The 18,595-nt window shown below is 72.6% G+C and carries 18 protein-coding genes and 1 pseudogene; 7 read left to right on the forward strand and 12 right to left on the reverse strand.

The features are described from left to right. Positions 1-153: 153 nt before the first annotated feature. Positions 154-978, reverse strand: coding sequence for a class I SAM-dependent methyltransferase (locus BM339_RS44195; RefSeq protein WP_021592745.1), 825 nt, complete (start codon positions 976-978; stop codon positions 154-156). Between the two features lie 197 nt (positions 979-1,175). Beyond that, positions 1,176-3,137, reverse strand: coding sequence for an acyl-CoA dehydrogenase family protein (locus BM339_RS44200; RefSeq protein ID WP_021592744.1), 1,962 nt, complete (start codon positions 3,135-3,137; stop codon positions 1,176-1,178). A gap of 124 nt (positions 3,138-3,261) precedes the next feature. Here BM339_RS44200 and BM339_RS44205 point away from each other — a divergent pair, with 124 nt between their 5' ends. After that, positions 3,262-4,020 carry an IclR family transcriptional regulator gene (locus BM339_RS44205; RefSeq protein WP_021592743.1) on the forward strand — a complete coding sequence of 253 codons (759 nt, stop codon included), beginning with the start codon at positions 3,262-3,264 and terminating at the stop codon, positions 4,018-4,020. A 22-nt stretch (positions 4,021-4,042) separates the two neighbouring features. Here BM339_RS44205 and BM339_RS44210 read toward each other — a convergent pair whose 3' ends face one another. From BM339_RS44210 to BM339_RS44220, 3 genes are read right to left on the reverse strand one after another with little or no spacing between them, the layout of a single operon-like run. Next, a complete protein-coding gene (locus BM339_RS44210; protein ID WP_021592742.1) occupies positions 4,043-5,095 on the reverse strand; it encodes an ABC-2 transporter permease in 1,053 nt (350 codons plus the stop codon). Beyond that, positions 5,092-5,967 carry an ABC transporter ATP-binding protein gene (locus BM339_RS44215; protein ID WP_021592741.1) on the reverse strand — a complete coding sequence of 292 codons (876 nt, stop codon included), beginning with the start codon at positions 5,965-5,967 and terminating at the stop codon, positions 5,092-5,094. Before BM339_RS44215 ends, BM339_RS44210 begins: the two co-directional genes overlap by 4 nt. Continuing rightward, entirely contained in the window at positions 5,964-6,356 is a 393-nt protein-coding gene (locus BM339_RS44220) for a GntR family transcriptional regulator (RefSeq protein WP_021592740.1), read from the reverse strand. Before BM339_RS44220 ends, BM339_RS44215 begins: the two co-directional genes overlap by 4 nt. Positions 6,357-6,499: 143 nt before the next feature. Here BM339_RS44220 and deoC point away from each other — a divergent pair, with 143 nt between their 5' ends. From deoC to BM339_RS44235, 3 genes are read left to right on the forward strand one after another with little or no spacing between them, the layout of a single operon-like run. Then, the gene (deoC, locus tag BM339_RS44225; protein WP_024935625.1) at positions 6,500-7,429 is read left to right on the forward strand and encodes a deoxyribose-phosphate aldolase; all 930 of its coding nucleotides are present in this window, start codon (positions 6,500-6,502) and stop codon (positions 7,427-7,429) included. A gap of 2 nt (positions 7,430-7,431) precedes the next feature. Next, positions 7,432-8,862, forward strand: coding sequence for an aldehyde dehydrogenase family protein (locus BM339_RS44230; protein WP_075024720.1), 1,431 nt, complete (start codon positions 7,432-7,434; stop codon positions 8,860-8,862). Beyond that, positions 8,855-9,718: an aldehyde dehydrogenase family protein gene (locus BM339_RS44235; RefSeq protein WP_075024721.1), complete on the forward strand. Its 864-nt coding sequence runs from the start codon at positions 8,855-8,857 to the stop codon at positions 9,716-9,718. The genes BM339_RS44230 and BM339_RS44235 overlap by 8 nt, the downstream gene beginning before the upstream one ends. A 12-nt stretch (positions 9,719-9,730) precedes the next feature. On the opposite strand, the gene BM339_RS44240 is transcribed toward BM339_RS44235, so the two are convergent. Further along, positions 9,731-10,618: a hypothetical protein gene (locus BM339_RS44240; protein WP_143118834.1), complete on the reverse strand. Its 888-nt coding sequence runs from the start codon at positions 10,616-10,618 to the stop codon at positions 9,731-9,733. Positions 10,619-10,712: 94 nt separating this feature from the next. Here BM339_RS44240 and BM339_RS44245 point away from each other — a divergent pair, with 94 nt between their 5' ends. Continuing rightward, the gene (locus BM339_RS44245; RefSeq protein WP_021599930.1) at positions 10,713-10,958 is read left to right on the forward strand and encodes a DUF2630 family protein; all 246 of its coding nucleotides are present in this window, start codon (positions 10,713-10,715) and stop codon (positions 10,956-10,958) included. Then, positions 10,955-11,857 (forward strand): LLM class flavin-dependent oxidoreductase, encoded by a 903-nt coding sequence (locus BM339_RS44250; protein WP_143118835.1) that lies wholly within the window; start codon positions 10,955-10,957, stop codon positions 11,855-11,857. The genes BM339_RS44245 and BM339_RS44250 overlap by 4 nt, the downstream gene beginning before the upstream one ends. Before the next feature lie 18 nt (positions 11,858-11,875). Here the strand turns inward: BM339_RS44250 and argS are convergent, their stop codons facing one another. The 6 genes from argS to BM339_RS44280 form a co-directional block, all read right to left on the reverse strand. Further along, the gene (gene argS, locus BM339_RS44255) at positions 11,876-13,621 is read right to left on the reverse strand and encodes an arginine--tRNA ligase (protein WP_021600100.1); all 1,746 of its coding nucleotides are present in this window, start codon (positions 13,619-13,621) and stop codon (positions 11,876-11,878) included. A 70-nt stretch (positions 13,622-13,691) separates the two neighbouring features. Beyond that, the gene (gene plsX / locus BM339_RS44260; RefSeq protein WP_420883418.1) at positions 13,692-14,810 is read right to left on the reverse strand and encodes a phosphate acyltransferase PlsX; all 1,119 of its coding nucleotides are present in this window, start codon (positions 14,808-14,810) and stop codon (positions 13,692-13,694) included. 239 nt (positions 14,811-15,049) lie between these two features. After that, a complete protein-coding gene (locus BM339_RS44265) occupies positions 15,050-15,481 on the reverse strand; it encodes a hypothetical protein (RefSeq protein WP_075024728.1) in 432 nt (143 codons plus the stop codon). A gap of 117 nt (positions 15,482-15,598) precedes the next feature. Then, positions 15,599-15,970, reverse strand: a complete 372-nt coding sequence (locus BM339_RS44270; RefSeq protein ID WP_021600153.1) for a hypothetical protein — start codon at positions 15,968-15,970, stop codon at positions 15,599-15,601. After that, on the reverse strand, positions 15,967-16,839 hold the full coding sequence (locus BM339_RS44275; protein WP_256255830.1) for an alpha/beta fold hydrolase: 873 nt from the start codon (positions 16,837-16,839) through the stop codon (positions 15,967-15,969). The genes BM339_RS44270 and BM339_RS44275 overlap by 4 nt, the downstream gene beginning before the upstream one ends. A gap of 17 nt (positions 16,840-16,856) precedes the next feature. Next, a complete protein-coding gene (locus BM339_RS44280) occupies positions 16,857-17,579 on the reverse strand; it encodes a DUF998 domain-containing protein (protein WP_143118837.1) in 723 nt (240 codons plus the stop codon). A gap of 390 nt (positions 17,580-17,969) precedes the next feature. Here BM339_RS44280 and BM339_RS44285 point away from each other — a divergent pair. Beyond that, positions 17,970-18,595, forward strand: a pseudogene (locus tag BM339_RS44285) (lysine 2,3-aminomutase); the annotation flags it as partial.

Consider the following 18,595-nt stretch of genomic DNA (forward strand, 5'->3'; position numbering starts at 1 on the left):
GCCCGGGACCCGTCCGGCCGTTTCCAGTCTCCCGGTCGCGGGGCCCGGACGCCGCACGAGACATACCGTTACGGGCGACAGAAAAAAGCGACGGGGACGGGCCGTGTTTCGTGACCCGTCCCCATCGGGGAGCCTTCCCGGCTTCGTACGGCGTCAGCGGGGGACGCGCGCCACGCAGATGACCGTCTGCCCGAACGGCGGCTTCACGACCCGCTCGATGGTGCGGGTGAGCGGCACGACCGTCCGGTCGTAGATCTTGACGAGCTTGGGGTCGGGGTAGCCGGCGCCGCCGCGGCGGACCGCGAACCACCAGGCGATCCCGCCCAGGAAGTTGATCGGCTTGAGCACCTCGGGCACGAGCCCGGCCTCGCGGACGGACTTCTCCAGCGTCGCCGGCGTGTACCGGGTGACGTGCCCGACCTTGCGGTCGAAGTCGCCGTAGAGCTGCATGTAGCCGGGCACCCAGATGACGATGCGGCCGCCGGGCTCGGTGACGGCGGCGAGGTCGCGCAGCGCCTGGACGTCGTCCTTGATGTGCTCCAGGACGTTCATCATCACGACGGTGTCGACCTTCTGCCGGATCTTGATGTCGGCCGGCAGCGCCAGGTCGATGACCTCGACGTCGTCGTTGCCCTCGTAGCGGTCGCGCAGCTCACCGACGCAGTACGGGTCGTTGTCGCTGACGACGAGGTAGTCGAGGCGGCCGGCGAACTGCTCGGAGAAGTGCCCGAGACCCGAGCCCACCTCCAGCATGGACCGGCCGACGTGCGGCGCGACCGTCTCGTACTCGTACTTGCGGTAGTTGCGGGCCTCGTCCCCGCCCAGATGGTTCTCCAGCGCGCCCTCCCCGGCGGCGGGCTGGACGACGTCCCCGTCCGCGGCGGGCCCGGTGGCGGCCGGGCCGGCCTTCTTCGGTCCGCTGCCGATGAGGTTGAGGAGGGAGCCTGCGATGGACTTCTTCTGACCAGGTGACTGCATTACATCCCGCTCGCTGGGTGCGTTGGCGTTCGGCTGGAGTTCTCGTTCGCCGGACCGGAACACCGTCCGCAGGACGGTTCGATCTCTGGCGCGAAGGTCGGGTCAGTCTACCCATGCGTACGCGCCGGACGCCCCGCGGTGACGGGCGGCGGGGATCCGCCGGGCGTGTCGCCCCTGCCCCGCCGCCGCGGGCCGGCTCAGCCGATGGTCCGGTGGACGTCGTCCTTCCCGCTCGGCCCGGGGTCGGACGGCGCGATCCACGGCCCCGGGATGGACGGGTCGAGGACGCCCTCCTCCACCCAGGCGAAGTCCCCGGCGAGGGCGGCCCGCGCCAGCTTCACGTCCATGGCGTCGGTGTTGCGCCACAGCCCGTCGAACAGCTCCTCGGCGCGGACGCGCGCCTGCCGGCAGAACGCGTCGGCGAGCAGCAGCGCCGAGGCGCCGGGCGCGGTGGCGGGGCCGGACCCGTCCGGGCCCGCGGCGCCGAGCGGGCCGTCGGCGGACGCGTCGGCGTGGGCGCGGACGCACACCGCGCTCATCGCGAACAGCTCGGCGCCGATGTCGACCATCCGGCCGAGGAACCCCTGCCGGTACTCCAGGCCGCCCTGCCAGCGCCCGGCCGCGTAGAAGATCGACCGGGCCAGCTTGCGGGACGCCCGCTCGACGTACCGCAGGTGCCTCGCGAGCGGCCCGAACTCGGCGTAGGAGCTCGGGCGCTGCCCGGCGCCGGTGACGAGCGTCGGGAGCCAGCGCGCGTAGAACCCGCCGGCCTTCGCCGCCGCCCGCGCCTTCTGGCCGGGGGAGGCCTCCGGGTCGATGATGTCCCCGGCCACCGACAGGTGCGCGTCGACCGCCTCGCGGGCGATCAGCAGGTGCATGATCTCGCTGGAGCCCTCGAAGATCCGGTTGATGCGCAGGTCGCGCAGCACCTGCTCGGCCGGGACGCCGCGCTCGCCGCGCGCCGCGAGCGACTCGGCAGTCTCGTAGCCGCGCCCGCCGCGCAGCTGGACCAGCTCGTCCGCGGCCCGGCACGCCATCTCCGACGACCACAGCTTCGCGAGCGCCGCCTCGATCCGGATGTCGCCCCGCTCGTCGTCCGCGAGCTGGCCGGACAGGTCGAGCATCGCCTCCATCGCGTACGCGGTCGCCGTGATGAACGCGACCTTGCGGGCCACCGCCTCGTGCTCGCCGACCGGACGGCCCCACTGCACCCGCTCCCGCGACCACTCCCGCGCGATCCGGGCGGCCCACTTGCCGCTCGCCGCGCAGATCGCGGGCAGGGACAGCCGCCCGGTGTTCAGCGTGGTGAGCGCGATCTTCAGGCCCGCGCCCTCCTTGCCGATCAGGTTCGCCTTCGGGACGCGGACGTCGTGGAACCGCGTCACGCCGTTCTCGATGCCGCGCAGCCCCATGAAGGCGTTGCGGTTCTCGACGGTGATGCCGGGCGTGGCCATGTCCACGACGAACGCGGAGATGCCGCCGCGGTGGCCGTCCGACTTCGGGACGCGCGCCATCACGACGACGAGATCGGCGATGACGCCGTTGGTCGTCCACAGCTTGACGCCGTTCAGGACGTAGTCGTCGCCGTCCGGGACGGCGGTGGCGCGCAGCCGGGCCGGGTCGGAGCCGACGTCGGGCTCGGTCAGCAGGAACGCGCTGACCTCCCGGGCGCAGCGCGGCAGCCACGCGTCCTGCTGCTCCCGCGTCCCGAACAGCTTGACCGGCTGCGGGACTCCGATGGACTGGTGGGCCGACAGCAGTGCGGCGAGCGCCGGGCTGACCGAGCCGACGACCATCAGCGCGCGGCCGTAGTAGAACTGGCTCAGCCCGAGCCCGCCGTACTTCTCCGGGATCTTCATGCCGAGCGCGCCGAGGTCGCGCAGGCCCCGGACGACGTCGTCGGGGATGCGCGACTCCCGCTCGATCACGGCGGGGTCGATCCGGGTGGCGCAGAATTCGGTGAGCTCGGCGAGGAACTCCTCGCCCCTGCGCCGCGCCTCCCCGTCCGGGCGGGGATGCGGATGGATCAGATCGAGGCGCAGGTCGCCGAGGAACAACTGCTTGCCGAAGCTCGGCAGGCGCCATTCGGTCTCCCGGGCCTCTTCGGCGACCTTCCTTGCCGTCCGTTCGTCCACGTGGTCATGCGTCCGCTGGCTCATGGACCGGACATTCCCGTGGCCGGATCGGGAAACCCCCTCCGGCGGAGCGGCCGGGATGCTGCAATGGAGGGAACCGTCGCCGACGGCCTTGACGGAACCGGGCCAGAGGGGGTCGCCGAGCGTGATGGGTGAGGCACGCAAACCCACTCTCATCGCCTCGGTGCAGCGCGCCCTGCGCCTGATGGAGACGGTGGCGTCGCATCCGAACGGCGCCCCCGCCAAACAGCTCGCCCGCGAGGCGAAGCTGCCCCTCGCGACCACCTATCACCTGCTGCGCACCCTCGCCCACGAGGGATACGCGACCCGCCTGCCGGACGGCTTCTGGGTGCTCGGCGAGCGGGTCGAGACGCTGCACGGGCAGAGCCGCACGCAGCAGCTCCTCGCCCGCGTCCGCCCGACCCTCGTCGCGCTGCGGGACGAGCTGAACGTCGCGGCCTACTTCGGCATGCAGGTGGACGACGAGATCCGCCTCATCGACATCGCCGACGGCCCGCGCGCCCCCCGCGTCGACCTGTGGATCGGCTTCGAGGACGCCGCGCACGCCACCGCGATGGGCAAGTGCGTGCTCAGCCAGCTCGACGACGACCGGCGCCGCGACTACCTGTCCCGGCACCCGCTCCACGACCTGACCCCGCACACCATCACCGAGCCCGCGCGGCTGCTGCGCTCCCTGGAGCCGGAGGCCGGCCTGCTCTTCGACCGCGAGGAGTACGCGCTCGGCACGGGCTGCGCCGCGGTGCCGGTGACGGACGCCACCGGCACCGTCCGCGGCGCGCTCGCCATCTCGTGCCGTCCCGGACGGCTGTCGAGGATCGAGCGGTCGGCCGACCGCCTGCGCGCGACCGCCGACCGCATCCAGCGATCCCTGACCCTGACGCCCTGACCGCTTCTGGAAGAGGCGGCCTCTAGAAGAGGCGGCGTCGCGTCCAGTAGAAGCAGAGACCCGTCAGGCCCGCGGTGAGGACGGCGAACAGGCCGGTCTCGGCCCACTGCAGCGGCCAGAAGCGCCCGGCGGAGTGGTAGACGACCTTCTGCTGGTAGCCGAGCCGGGCGATCTCGGCGAAGCACTGCTCGGGCGGCCCGTCCGGGACCGGGGGCTCCGCTCCCGGCGCCGGCGCGGGCGGGATCTTCGGGGCGCACGCGCTCGCGAGCAGGGAGCCGGGCGGGTCGGCGGGGCGCCCGGACGCGTCGACCGTGTGGTTCGACAGCGTCCACGTTCCCGGTCCCACCCCGGCCCGGAGCGTCATCTCCTTGGCGCCCTGGTCCAGCGTCATCTGCGACATGTTGTTCGCGGTGATCGCCACGGTCGCGGTCTCGGGCGGGATGATGTGGGGGCGGATCCACAGCGGCATCGCGACCTGGACGCCGGCGAAGACGGCGAGCGTGATCGCCATGGCCGGCAGGGTGCGGCGGGTGAGGACGCCGACCGTCACACCGAGCGCGAAGGCGAAGGCGGCGTGCCCGATCGGGACGATGCCGTGCACGCTGAAGTTCAGCGGCTCGACCCGCGCGAACCGGTCGGCCACGGCCTTGTCCAGCGGCTCGGACCACCAGTTCGCGGCGCGCGCGGTGAGCCCGGCGGCGACCATGGCGGCCAGGCCGACGACGCCGAGCTTCACGGCCAGCCAGCGGGACCGCGTCACGCTCTGGTTCCAGACGAGCCGGTGCGTGCCGCTCTCCAGCTCCCGGGTGATCAGCGGCGCGCCCCAGAAGAGCCCGATGAGGGCGGGCACGATCATCACGATCGCGATCATGGCGCCGTAGTACACCTCGTGGTCGGTGAAGAACCGCCTGCTGAAGTGCGCGCACGCGTCCTCGGTGCCGCAGGACGCGAGGCCCTTGCCGTAGTCGTCCGCGAGGCCGGGCCCGGTGAGGGCGAGGGCCACGCCGAGGACGGCGAGCGCGCCGAACAGGGCGGCGCCCTGGACGCGGAACTGCCTTAACGTCAGCCAGATCATTTGACGGCCTCCAGAGCGGGACGGGACTGGCCCGGGGTCATGTAGGCGAGGACGAGGTCTTCGAGCCCGATCTGCCCGACCGTCCATGCCGGGTCGTGGATCGGACCGTCCGACCGGACGACGAAGGTGCTCTGCCGGTCGGTGTGGCTCTCGGACACCACGTGCTGATCGGACGGCGGCGCGTCCCGGCGCGGGCCGGTGAGCCGGTGGTGGGCGGCGCGGAGATCGTCGACGTCCCCGGCGACCCGGACGCGCGAGTCCACGATGACGATCAGGTAGTCGCACGTGCGTTCCAGGTCCGACACCAGGTGGGACGACAGGACGACGCTCAGCGAATGCTCGGCGGTGGCCTCCATGAGGCCCTGGAGGAACTCGCGCCGGGCCAGCGGGTCGAGCGCGGCGACGGGCTCGTCCAGGACCAGCAGTTCGGGCCGCTTGGCGATGCCCAGCGTCAGGGCGAGCTGGGCGCGCTGCCCGCCGGACAGCTTCCCGGCCTTGTGCCGCAGGTCGAACCCGAGCCGCCCGATCCGCTCGCGGGCGACGGCGTCGTCCCAGCGGGGGTTGAGCCGCGCCCCCAGGGTGAGGTGGTCGCCGACGCTGAGCCCGGAGTACGTCGGCGTGTCCTGCGCGACGTACCCGACCTTGGCCAGCTGGTCCGGCCCGCTCGCCGGCCGCCCGCCGAGCACCTCGATGCTCCCGGCGGTCGGCGCCATCTGCCCCACCGCCAGGTTGAGCAGCGTGGTCTTCCCGGCCCCGTTCGGCCCGACGAGCCCCACGACCCGCCCGGCGGGGATCTCCAGTGTGCAGTCGGCCAGCGCCCAGCGCTGCCCGTATCTCTTGCCCAGCCCCTGGGCTTTCAGGACGGCGGTCACGCTATGTCCTCCTGTCGGGCGGACCGAAATGTGGTCATGAACAGCGCCTCGATGCTCTCGTCGTCGAGCCCCGCCAGCCGCGCCTTCGCGAGCCAGCGCTCCAGGTCCTTGCGCAGCGGGCCGTGGGCGTGCAGCGACTCGCCCGCCAGCGTCCGCGTCACGAACGTCCCGAGGCCCGGCCGCGGTGCGACCAGCCCTTCGTGCTCCAGCTCCCGGTAGGCCTTGAGCACCGTGTTCGGATTGATCGCGAGCTGCGCCACCACGTCCTTGACGGTGGGCAGCTGATCGCCGACCCGCAGCAGATCCAGCCGCAGCGCGTGCCGCACCTGCCGGACCAGCTGCATGTAGGGCGACACGCCCGAGCCGGAGTCCAGATGGAACTCGATCATCCTCACCTCCATTTAACTAGGATGCTAGTACTTTAGATGTATGGCTCTATCCGCTGTCAAGGCGCGGGAGGGAAGACTCCGGTGACATCGGTTCGTTAGGTGTCTGTTTTGTGCCTGGGGCGTAGTTCGGCGATGCTGGGGGCGTGTCAACGGAGACTCTGAACGGCGCGGCCGACCTGCGCGCGTTCCTGCACGGCCTGCCGGGTGTGGACCAGGTGGGGGCCGAGGAGCGGGCGGCGCGGCTGGCGACCCGGTCGATCAAGACGTCGGCGAAGGCCGAGGCGATCGATCTGGCGATCTCGATGGTGGACCTGACCACGCTGGAAGGCGCGGACACCCCGGGCAAGGTGCGGGCGCTGTGCGCCAAGGCCGCCCACCCCGATCCGGCGGACCCGTCCGTCCCGAAGGTCGCGGCGGTGTGCGTGTACCCCGACATGGTGGAGGCGGCCGTCGCGGCCCTCGCGGGGACGGGCATCGGCGTCGCCAGCGTGGCGACGGCGTTCCCGTCGGGGCGGGCGCCGCTGGAGGCCAAGCTCGCCGACACCCGCGCGGCCGTGCGGGCCGGGGCGGCGGAGATCGACATGGTGATCGACCGGGGCGCGTTCCTGTCCGGTGACTACGGCACCGTGTTCGACCAGATCGTCGCGGTCAAGGACGCGTGCGGGGACGCGCACCTGAAGGTGATCCTGGAGACCGGCGAGCTGGCCACCTACGACAACGTGCGGCGGGCGAGCTGGCTGGCGATGCGGGCCGGCGCCGACTTCATCAAGACCTCCACGGGCAAGGTCTCCCCGGCCGCGACGCTGCCGGTGACGCTGGTGATGCTGGAGGCGGTCCGCGACTACCGCGCCGCCACCGGCCGGCAGGTCGGGGTGAAACCGGCGGGCGGCATCCGCACCACCAAGGACGCGATCCGGTACCTGGTGCTGGTGAACGAGACCGCCGGCCCCGACTGGCTGACCCCGGACCGGTTCCGCCTCGGGGCGTCCAGCGTCCTGAACGACCTGCTGATGCAGCGCCGCAAGCTGGCCACGGGCGTCTATTCGGGTCCCGACTACTTCACGGTGGACTGATCATGGTCTTCGAGTACGCGCCCGCACCCGAATCCCGCTCCGTCGTGGACATCCGGGCCTCCTACGGCCTGTTCGTCGACGGCGAGTTCACCGACGGGCACGGGGAGCCGTTCAAGTCCGTCAACCCGGCCGACGAGAGCGTCCTCGCCGACATCGCCCGCGCCGACGAGTCCGACGTCGACCGCGCCGTGCGGGCCGCGCGCACCGCCTACGAGCGGGTGTGGGGCCCGATGCCGGGCACCGAGCGGGCCAAGTACCTGTACCGGATCGCGCGGATCGTCCAGGAGCGGTCCCGCGAGCTGGCGGTGCTGGAGTCGATCGACAACGGCAAGCCGATCCGCGAGTCGCGGGACGTGGACGTGCCGCTGGTGGCGGCGTGGTTCTTCTACTACGCCGGGTGGGCCGACAAGCTGCCCCACGCCGGGTTCGGGCCGGACCCGCGGCCGGTCGGGGTGGCGGGGCAGGTGATCCCGTGGAACTTCCCGCTGCTGATGCTGGCGTGGAAGATCGCCCCCGCCCTGGCCTGCGGCAACACGGTGGTGCTGAAACCGGCCGAGACCACGCCGCTCACGGCGCTGCTGTTCGCCGACATCTGCCGCCAGGCCGACCTGCCGCCCGGGGTGGTCAACATCATCACCGGCGCCGGCGACACCGGCCGCGCCCTGGTCGCCCATGAGGGCGTCGACAAGGTCGCCTTCACCGGCTCCACCGAGGTCGGCCGCCAGATCGCCCGCACCCTGGCCGGCACCCGCAGGAAGCTGACCCTTGAGCTGGGCGGCAAGGCCGCCAACATCGTGTACGCCGACGCCGCGCTGGACCAGGCCGTCGAGGGCATCGTCAACGGGATCTTCTTCAACCAGGGGCACGTGTGCTGCGCCGGGTCCCGGCTGCTGGTGCAGGAATCGGTCGCCGGCGAGGTCCTGGACCGGCTCAAGGTGCGGATGGCGACGCTGCGGGTCGGCGACCCGCTGGACAAGAACACCGACATCGGCGCGATCAACTCCGCCGAGCAGCTCGCCAAGATCCGCGAGCTCACCGCCGCCGGCGAGGCCGAGGGCGCCGACGCCTGGTCGCCGCCGTGCGAGCTGCCCGCCCGCGGGTTCTGGTTCGCGCCCACGCTGTTCACCGGCGTGGCCCAGTCGCACCGGATCGCGCGGGAGGAGATCTTCGGGCCGGTGCTGTCGGTCCTGACCTTCCGCACCCCCGACGAGGCGGTCGCCAAGGCCAACAACACCCCCTACGGGCTGTCGGCCGGGATCTGGACCGAGAAGGGCTCGCAGATCCTGTGGACCGCGCAGCGGCTCCGGGCCGGGGTGGTGTGGGCCAACACCTTCAACAAGTTCGACCCCGCCTCCCCGTTCGGCGGCTACAAGGAATCGGGGTTCGGCCGAGAGGGCGGACGCCACGGACTGGAGGCCTACCTCGATGTCTAACCCGCCCGCCCGCCTCGCCGTCCGCAAGACCTACAAGCTGTACATCGGCGGCGCGTTCCCGCGCTCGGAGTCCGGCAGGTCCTACCCCGTGAACGATGCCAAGGGCCGGTTCCTGGCCAACGCCTCCCACGCGTCCCGCAAGGACGCCCGCGACGCGGTGGCCGCCGCCCGCAAGGCGTTCGGCGGCTGGTCGGGACGCACCGCCTACAACCGCGGCCAGATCCTCTACCGCGTCGCCGAGATGCTCGAAGGCCGCCGCGACCAGTTCACCGGCGAGCTCCGCCGGACCGGCGCGTCCAAGAGCGGCGCCGCCGCCGAGGTGGACGCCGCGATCGACCGGTGGGTCTGGTACGCCGGATGGGCCGACAAGCTGAGCGCCGTCGCTGGCGCCGCCAACCCGGTGTCCGGGCCGTTCTTCAACTTCTCCACCCCCGAGCCGACCGGCGTCGTCGCCGTCGTCGCCCCCGACTCGCCGCTGCTCGGCCTGGTCTCGGTCGTCGCGCCGGTGATCGTGTCCGGCAACACCGCCGTCGTGGTCGCCGCCGAGCCGGCGCCGCTGCCCGCGATCACCCTGGCCGAGGTGCTGGCCACCTCCGACCTGCCCGGCGGCGTGGTCAACATCCTGACCGGGCGCCGCGCCGAGCTCGCGCCCTGGCTGGCCTCCCACATGGACGTCAACGCCATCGACCTCACCGGCGTGCCGGAGGACCAGGTCGCCGACCTGGAGGACAAGGCCGCCGGCAACCTCAAGCGCGTCCACCACCCCGCCGGGACCGACTGGACCGCACCGCCCGGAACCGCCCGCCTCACCGCGTTCCTGGAGACCAAGACCGTCTGGCATCCGGTGGGCGTCTGAGTTGGTATGACGCTACGTGTGTAGAGGGTCACGAACTGTGGAATAGATCTCCCCGTAACTGATCATCACTGGGGGGAGATCAGTGCCTACCAAGACCGCAGCGCGTACGACGACGGGCCGAGGGACGGCCGCTCGTACGAAGAGCACATCAGCCACCAAGTCCGGCACCGCGAAGAAGCCGGCGGCGAAGCGGACCTCGGCGTCGTCGTCGAGGTCCACGACATCCCGGTCGACCGGGACGAGGAGCACGGCGCGCAAGCCCGCCTCGTCCGGCCGGACGACGGCCTCGTCGTCGGCCGCCGCGACCCGGGTCACCAAGGCCGCGAGCCAGGCCAAGACCGCCGCGACGCAGATGAAGTCGGTGGCGACCAAGGCGTCCTCGTCGGCCAAGGCCATGACGGCGATGACCAAGGCGATGACAAGCGCGACCAAGGCCATGTCCGACGCCGCGAAGGCGATGGACGCGGCGGCGAAGGTCATCACCACGTCGGCCAAGTCCGCGAGCACGCGGAGCACGGCGGCGCGGACGCCCTCGTCCGGCAGGAGCACCGCGAGCAAGAGCACCGGGAGCAGGAGCGCCGGGAGCCGGAGCACGGCGAGCAAGGGCACGGCGCGCACGTCGGCGGCGTCGAGCCGGTCGCGGTCGACGACGTCCACGCGGACGGCGTCCAAGTCGTCCACGACCCGGAAGACCTCGGCGTCCGGCACGGCGAAGAAGGCGGCGCCGAAGTCCAGGACCACCGCCGCGCGCAAGTCCACGTCGGCGGGGCGGACGACGGCGAGCACGAAGTCCGGCACGGCGAAGGGGGGCGCCAGATCCGGCACGGCGTCCCGCAAGGCGCCCGCCCGGCGCGCCGCGGGGTCGAGCGCCGCCGCCGCGCCGCCCGCGTCGCCCGTCATCGAGCCGAAGACCGGTTCGATGCAGCACTCGACGCGGACCGACGGCGGGTTCCTCAGCGGGCTCACCGACGCGAACCGCGAGCGCTGAGAGCCGATGGACGAGAAGGACGTCCTGGAGCGCATCGGCGAGTACGTCGGCGAGGAGCAGCGGCTCCGCGAGCGGTACCAGCGCGACGAGCTCGGGCGCGAGGAGGAGCACCGGCGGCTGGAGTCCCTGGAGGTCGCGCTCGACCAGTGCTGGGACCTGCTGCGCCGCCGCAGGGCCAGGCTGGAGGCCGGCGCCGACCCGGACGACACCGAGGCCCGGCCGCCGGACGAGGTCGAAGGCTACCTGCAGTGACGGCGGCCCGACCGACGCGGGGACCGCTGCGGTTCGGCGTGTCGCTGGCCCCGGACCCGTCCGTCCCGCTGATCCGCGTCGCGCAGGACGCGGACCGGTTCGGGCTCGACCTCCTGGGCGTCCGCGACGAGCCGTACCGGCGCGACACCGCCGACGCGCTCACGCTGATGGCCACCGTGCTCGCCTCCACGTCCCGGATCCGGGTGCTGCCCGCGGTGGCGTGCCTGCCGCTGCGCCCGCCGGCCGTGCTCGCGAAGGCGCTCGCCACGATGGACCGGCTGAGCGGCGGCCGGGTCGAGCTCGGCCTCGGCTCCGGGGCGGCACCGGACGGCATCGAGACCTACGGCGGCCCGCGGCTCGGCGCCGCCGCCGCGCGCCGGGCCGTCGAGGAGGCCGTGCAGATCATCCGGCTGCACTGGAGCGACCAGAACGGGCTCCGGTTCCAGGGCGAGCACTACCGGTTCGCGGCGGCCCAGGCCGGCCCGGCGCCCGCGCACCAGATCGGCATCTGGCTCGGCGTCACCGGGCCGCGCGGCCTCGACCTCGCCGGGCGCGTCGCCGACGGCTGGATCGCGCCGTCGTCGCTGATCCCGCCGAAGCGCCTCGCGGACGGCCAGCGCCGGCTGGCCGACGCGGCGCTGCGGGCGGGCCGCGACCCCGCCGACCTCCGCCGCGTCTACGTCCTCGAAGGGGCGGTGGACGCCCGCGAGTCGCGGGGCTTCCTGCACGGCCCGCCCCGCCAGTGGATCTACGAGCTGACCGAGCTGGCCGTCGGCCACGGCGTCGACTCGTTCCTGTTCGCGGGCGACCCGGAGCACCTGCCGATCTTCGCCCTGGAGGTCGTCCCCGCCGTCCGCGAACAGGTCGCCCGCGAGCGCGGGGCCGTCCTCCAGTCCTGACTCCGGCGGCGCTCGGCCCTACATGCGTTCCGGGGTGGGGACGCCCAGGATGTCCAGGCCGGTGACGAGGGTGCGCAGCGTGGCGGCGCACAGGGCGAGGCGGGACGCCTTCGTCGCTTCGTCCGGAGCCTTCAGCACCGGGCAGTTCTCGTAGAACGTCGTGTAGGCGTCCGCGACCGCGTAGACGTAGCTCGCCAGCCGGTGCGGCTCGGCGGTCTCGCCGGCCTGCTTCAGGACGGCGCCGAACCCGAGCAGCTCCAGCGCCAGCGCCCGCTCGGCCGGGTGCGCGAGCGTGATCGGGCCGGTCGCGTCCTCGGGGGACAGGCCGCCCTTCCGGAAGATCGACCGGATCCGTGCCGTCGCGTACTGCAGGTACGGGCCGGTCTTGCCGTGGAACGAGATCATCCGGTCGAAGTCGAAGACGTACTCGCTGTCGAGCGCCACCGACAGGTCGGCGTACTTCACCGCGCCGATGCCGACCGCCTGGACGATCTCCGCGCGGGTCGCGTCGTCGAACGGCTCGTCGTGCTGGATCTCGTCGAACGCGGCGCCGGCCCGCTCGACGGCCTCGTCCAGCAGCTCGGAGAGCTTGACGGTGCCGCCGGCCCGGGTCCGCAGGATCTTGCCGTCGGTGCCGAGGACGTTGCCGATCTTCGCGTGCTCGGCCTTCACCTCGTCGCCCAGCCAGCCCGCCATCCGGGCGACCGCGAACACCATCTCGAAGTGCAGCGACTGCGGCGCGCCGACCACGTAGACCATCCGGTCGACGTGCTCGGTGTCGACCCGGTACCGGATCGTCGCGAGGTCGGTGGTGGAGTAGTTGTAGCCGCCGTCGCTCTTCCGGATGATCACCGGGAGCGGCTCGCCCTCCCGGCCGGTGAACCCGGGCGGGAACGCGCACAGCGCCCCGTCGCTGACCACCGCGATGCCCTTGTCCTCCAGCTCCTGGACGGTCGGGGCGAGCAGGTCGTTGTAAAAGCTCTCGCCCCTGATGTCGTCGTCGGTGAGGGTGACGCCGAGCCGCCCGTAGACGGCGTTGAAGTACTGCTTGGACACCTCCACGAGGACGTTCCACAGCCGCAGCGTCTCCGGGTCGCCCGCCTGGAGCGCCACGACCCGGCTCCGGGACCGGTCGGCGAACGCCTCGTCGCTCTCGAACTTCTCCCGCGCGGCCTGGTAGAACGCGGTCAGGTCGCTGACGGACGAGTCGCCCCGCTCCGCCGCGTCCTCGCCGAGGTCGAGCAGGTGCTCGATCAGCATCCCGAACGGGGTGCCCCAGTCGCCGACATGGTTGTCCCGGACGACGTCGTGGCCGAGGAACGCCAGGATCCGCGCGATCGCGTCCCCGACGATCGTGGTCCGCAGGTGCCCGACGTGCATCTCCTTCGCCACGTTCGGCGACGAGTACTCGACGACGACCTTCTGCGGCTCGTCCGCGAGGGGGACGGCGAGCCGCTCGTCCTCCAGGGCCTGCTGCGCCGCCGCGGCGATCCACGCGTCGCTGAGCGTCAGGTTGATGAAGCCCGGCCCGCTGACCTCCACCTCCGCCACGACATCGGCCGTGTCGAGGTTCTTGACGATCTCCTCGGCCACCTCTCGCGGCCGGCGCCCCAGCTTCTTGGCCAGCGGCAGCGCCACGTTGGCCTGAAGGTCGGCGAACTGCGACGGCCGGATGACCGGGTCGGCGTCCGCGTACGACGGTCCGAAGGCGGCGCTCAGCGCCTCCTGGACCCGGGCGGCGAGTACGAGTTGCGGATCGGGCATGTCCCAAGGTTATCGGCGACGCGCCCCGGCCCGGACCCGGTTTTTCGCGGCCCGGCCACTGCGGCGCGGGCTACGGCGTGCCGGGCGGCTCGATGCGGTCGGGCATGGTGTCGGCGGGCGAGAGCTCCGGGTCCGGCGCCGCCTCGGCGGGCCGGTCGGCGTTCCGCGCGGCCCGGTCGCCGTCGCGCTCGCCGTGCGTCCAGCGGCCGAACCGGGACGTGCGGGTGGCGGCGACCTGCTCGCGGATCCGCTCCACGATCCGCCCCGCGGCCAGCCGGTGCGCGAGTTCGCACGCCGAGGTGATCGCGCGGGCCCGGGACGCGCCGTGCGCGATGACGACCGTGCCGTTCAGGCCGAGCAGCACGCCGCCGCCGTAGGTGTCGGGGTCGAGGCGGTCGCGGAGGTCCTGGAGGCGGCGCCGCTGGAGCAGGGCCCCCATCCGCGCGGCCGGGCTGGCGGTCATCGCGTCGCGGACCTCGCTGAACGCGGTGCCGATCGTCCCCTCCATGGTCTTGAGCGCGACGTTGCCCGTGAAACCGTCCGCGACGACGACGTCCGCGCGGCCGGCCAGCAGGTCGTGGCCCTCCACGTTCCCCGTGAACTCCAGGCCGTGGCTGCCGCCCGCGAGCAGCTCGTGCGCCCGCCTGGTGAGCTTGTTGCCCTTGCCCGGCTCGGCGCCGATGTTGAGCAGCCCCACGGTGGGACGGTCGACCTCCAGCAGGATCTGCGCGTACGCGGTGCCGAGGGCGGCGAACTGGACGAGCCCCTCTGCCTTGACGTCGGCGGTGGCGCCCGCGTCCAGCAGGATCGTCGGGCGGGGGCGGGTCGGCAGCGCCACCGCGATCGCCGGCCGCATCACGCCCTGCTGGCCCTTCAGCCGCAGCCGCGACGTCGCCACCACCCCGGCGGTGCTGCCCGCCGACACCAGCGCCGACGCCCGCCCCTGCTTGATGAGGTGGCAGGCGATCGCGATGGACGAGCGGGGCTTGCGCCAGCTCGCGAGCGCGCCCTCGCCCATGTCCAGGGCCTCGTCGGCGTGCACGATCGGGATCTTGCCGAGGAAGCCGTAGCGGTCCAGCTCCCGCCGGATCCGCGGCGCCTGCCCGACCAGGACCAGCCGGACGCCGTGCTCGGTGGCGGCCTCGACGGCGCCCGCGATGATCTCGCGCGGGGCGTGGTCGCCGCCCATCGTGTCGACCGCGATCGGCAGCGGACGCGCCGTCGCGGGGCGGCGCGCCCCCGGGACGCGGGCCGCCGCGGGGCGAGGCGCCGCCGGGCGCGGCGGCTCGCCAGTGCCGGTCATGGCCGCTCCAGGAGGGTGAAAGGAAATGCGGTGCACCGCAAGAACGCAGCTCATCGCATCGTATGGCGTTCTTTCACCCGCCTTGACGGCACCCTGCCGGAGTGGCGATCATCACCCGGCCGCGGTCAGCCCTCTTCCTTGGCGCAGTCCGCGCCCAGGCACGGCGCGTTCTCCACCACGGGGCGGCCGCCGACCAGGATCGTGTAGTAGCTCTTCTTGGTCCGCTGCTCGCCGCTGCCGATGACCTCGACCGGCCGCTTGTCCGATGTCGTGCCGTGGCAGGACACGCGCATCTTCGTCTTCGTCCAGCCGGGCAGGTCCGCGCACTTCAGCGGGGACGCCAGCGTCACGCCGCGCTCGCGCAGCTCGGCGGCGGCGGTCACGGGCAGCGCGTTGCGCAGCGCGGCCTGCGTCTTGTACGTCAGCTCGTCGCGGCCCGACAGCAGCACGAACGCGCCGCCGCCCACCGCGACGAGGACCAGGAGGCCGGCGGAACCGATGATCAGCGCCGTCCTGCGGCCGACCTTCAGGCGGGCCGGCAGTTGGAAAGGAGGCATCTTCACGCGTGGAATCTTCACATCGGCTACGTCACCGACGGTAGGTGATCGTATGCGTGACGTGGTGGGTTTTTCCGTCCCGTATGCGGATTCCTTGCCCCGCCGGGTGGGGCGGCGTCAGGTGCCCCGGCGGTCGCAGCCGAGGCCGAGGCAGTCCTTGCGCAGGACCTCGCGCCCGTCCACCGTGACGACGTACGACTCGCGCGGGCGGTCGGTGTCGGCGGCCAGGGCGATCCCGTTCACGGCGACCGGTTCGCCGGTCGTGGTCTCGGCCGTGCAGGTCACCCGCACCACCGAGTCGGTCTCGCGGCCGGGCGACTCGCACGCCGGACGGTCCCGCAGCTCGATGCCCTTGGCCTTCAGCTCGTCGACGACTCCGTCGGTGACGGCGTTGCGGTACGCGCCGTCGGAGATCCTCTGCATGACCTTGCAGCCGGACAGGGTCACGGCGAGCAGGACGGCCAGCGCGACGGCCGGGACGCGCCTCACGCCCGCTCCTCCGCGCGGTGCAGGCCCGCGACCGCGTCGGCCACCACGTCGGGACGGTCGAGCGGGACCATGTGCAGGGCGTCGGGCAGCTCGATCCGCCGGCCGTGCGGGCTCATGCGGGCGAGCCGCGCGTGCCCCTCGGACCATTCCCGCCTCTTCTCCGGCTCGCGCACGTCGCCGAGCGCGGTCACGACGGCCAGCGGGACGGGCGGGAACGGCCGCCGCTCCCGCAGCCGCGCCAGGTCGGCGGCCATCTCCCGGTACGCCAGCTCCTCGGCGATGACCGTGCCGATCACCGTCCCGCGCCCGTACACCGACCGCACCACCGAGGCCGGGACGGCCTCGTCGCGGCGGCTGGTGTGCTTGAGGACCATCCGCCGCCCGAACGGCCCGGCGACCCGCGCCAGCCGCGTCGCGCCGAGGACCGCCCCGGTCGCCGTGGCCAGGGGCGTCAGCACCCTGGCGACCCCAACGACGACCCGCGGGTTCCGCTCGTAGCTCGGATCGACCAGCACCACGCCCCCGACGAGCTCCGGACGGAGCCGGGCCAGCGCCTCCGCGGGGAAGGCGGCCATCGAGTGCGCGAGGACGACCACCGGCCGCCCCGCCCGCTCCGCCAGCGCCGCCAGGACACCGGTGTCGCGGCGCAGCGACGGCGGCGCGGCCGCCGCCGGGCTGAGCCCGAGGCCGGGACGGTCGAAGGCGGTCACCCGGTACTCGTCCCGCAGGAGCGCGACGGACGGCGTCCAGTCGAACCACGCGCCGCCCAGCCCGGACGAGAGCAGCAGCGGCGGCCCGTCCGCCGGCCCCGACTCGACCAGGTGCACCTGCTCCCGGCCCACGTTCACGATCTCGCCCGCACCGCTCACCGGTACGCCCCCTCGCGTCACAGGTACGCCCCCTCGTGCGCCGCCGCCCTCCGCGCGGCCCGCGCCGCGTCCCTCCGGTCCGCGTACAGCGCCCACGCGATGGTCAGCAGCCCCAGACACAGCACGCTGATCTGGGCCCGCTGGATCACCCCGAGCCACTGTCCCAGGTACATCGCCACCAGCGTGCCGAGCGCGAGCACGGTCTCGGCGAGCGCGAGCAGCCAGCCCCAGCGGGCGAGCGCCGGCCACCATCCGTACCGGCGGGCCGCCAGGGACAGCAGCAGCAGCGCGGCCACCCCGCAGACGATCACGGCGCTGCTGGTCACCGAGTGGAACTCGTGGGAGAACGAGACGTGCTCGGACCGCTCCCGCAGCGCGCACCAGGTCTCCAGGCTCGGCGCGCAGTCCAGCGGGAAGGACGCGTCGCCGATGGCGCACACGCCGAAGAGGCCGAGGAACGTCCACCCGGCGGTGGCCAGGGGCCTGCGGGTGAGCCGGCGGAGCGTCCCGGTCGCCACCATGATCGACAGGACCCCGGTGGCGAGGTCGCCGGCGCTGTAGACGAGGTGGAACGGCTGGTCGACGGCCGACAGCTCGCTCACGTAGCCGTTGAAGAAGTCCAGCTTGGGGCTGAGCAGGTTCTCCAGCACGAACGTGGCGTAGGTGACCGCCGCGACCGCCGCGAGGGCGATCACGCGCATGGGGACGACGCCCGGTCCGTCCCGTCCGTCAGAGTCCACCCGGCCCCCTCACGCCCGCACTCCCGTGCGCCGATCGGTCATGCCCGCCCAGCCCAGTATTTATGAAGATCACGACTGCCGGTGACCGGGGCCGGTGTTCGGCGCGTATCCGCTGGCCGAGGGCTTACCGCCTGGTGAGGGAGAAGTTGACGTCCCGTAGTCGTTGTACAACCGGCAGGACGTCAACGATGATGACGAGGCATTCGTCTGAATCGTCCGTGACCTGGCTTTGTCTCCGAGTTGGAGAGGGTATCAATTCGGCATATACATGTCCCAAACGGTTGAATGGGGGTGTCCTGAGCAGACCGGATCACGGTCCGTGACGACGCACCGGGGGTGCGCTTCCCGCCGGCTGTGCGTTTCCCCGCTGACAGCAAGGAGTACCAACACGTGACACTGGTGAACGACGCGGCTCCCGCGGTGGGATCCACCGGTCGCAAGTTCCGTGCCTTCACGGCCAAGCACCTGGAGGAGTTGACCGCTCGGGCGGGGTTGTCGCCCGAGCAGCGGCTGGCGACCCGGGCGGTGGCCACGGTGCTGCCGTTCAGGACCAACGCCTATGTGGTCGAGGAGCTCATCGACTGGTCGGCGGCGCCCGATGATCCGATGTACCGGCTGGTGTTCCCCCAAGAGGACATGCTGCCGGCCGAGGATGTGGCGGTGTTGTCGGATCTGTTGCGGCGCCAGGCGCCCAAGGCCGAGGTGGAGGCGGCGGCGCATCGGGTGCGGATGAAGCTGAACCCGCATCCGGCCGGGCAGATGGAGCTGAACATCCCCAGCTTCGGGGACGGCAAGATCCCCGGGATGCAGCACAAGTACGACGAGACGGTGCTGTACTTCCCCAAGCAGGGGCAGACCTGTCACGCGTACTGCACCTACTGCTTCCGGTGGGCCCAGTTCGTGGGCGAGGCCGATCTGAAGATGGCCGGGGACCAGCCGGCCGCGTTGCGCGACTACCTGCTGGCGCATCCGCAGGTGACCAGTGTGCTGTTCACCGGCGGCGACGCGATGATCAT

This window comes from Actinomadura madurae, from assembly GCF_900115095.1.
In the GTDB taxonomy this organism is placed as follows: Bacteria; Actinomycetota; Actinomycetes; order Streptosporangiales; family Streptosporangiaceae; genus Spirillospora; species Spirillospora madurae.

Excerpts from the sequence above, each read along its gene's own strand:
- BM339_RS44195 (WP_021592745.1), bottom strand. The coding sequence starts at position 978 with ATGCAGTCACCTGGTCAGAAGAAGTCCATCGCAGGCTCCCTCCTCAAC.
- BM339_RS44200 (WP_021592744.1), bottom strand. The coding sequence starts at position 3,137 with ATGAGCCAGCGGACGCATGACCACGTGGACGAACGGACGGCAAGGAAG.
- BM339_RS44205 (WP_021592743.1), top strand. The coding sequence starts at position 3,262 with ATGGGTGAGGCACGCAAACCCACTCTCATCGCCTCGGTGCAGCGCGCC.
- BM339_RS44210 (WP_021592742.1), bottom strand. The coding sequence starts at position 5,095 with ATGATCTGGCTGACGTTAAGGCAGTTCCGCGTCCAGGGCGCCGCCCTG.
- BM339_RS44220 (WP_021592740.1), bottom strand. The coding sequence starts at position 6,356 with ATGATCGAGTTCCATCTGGACTCCGGCTCGGGCGTGTCGCCCTACATG.
- BM339_RS44230 (WP_075024720.1), top strand. The coding sequence starts at position 7,432 with ATGGTCTTCGAGTACGCGCCCGCACCCGAATCCCGCTCCGTCGTGGAC.
- BM339_RS44235 (WP_075024721.1), top strand. The coding sequence starts at position 8,855 with ATGTCTAACCCGCCCGCCCGCCTCGCCGTCCGCAAGACCTACAAGCTG.
- BM339_RS44240 (WP_143118834.1), bottom strand. The coding sequence starts at position 10,618 with ATGACGGGCGACGCGGGCGGCGCGGCGGCGGCGCTCGACCCCGCGGCG.
- BM339_RS44245 (WP_021599930.1), top strand. The coding sequence starts at position 10,713 with ATGGACGAGAAGGACGTCCTGGAGCGCATCGGCGAGTACGTCGGCGAG.
- argS (WP_021600100.1), bottom strand. The coding sequence starts at position 13,621 with ATGCCCGATCCGCAACTCGTACTCGCCGCCCGGGTCCAGGAGGCGCTG.
- plsX (WP_420883418.1), bottom strand. The coding sequence starts at position 14,810 with ATGGGCGGCGACCACGCCCCGCGCGAGATCATCGCGGGCGCCGTCGAG.
- BM339_RS44265 (WP_075024728.1), bottom strand. The coding sequence starts at position 15,481 with ATGCCTCCTTTCCAACTGCCGGCCCGCCTGAAGGTCGGCCGCAGGACG.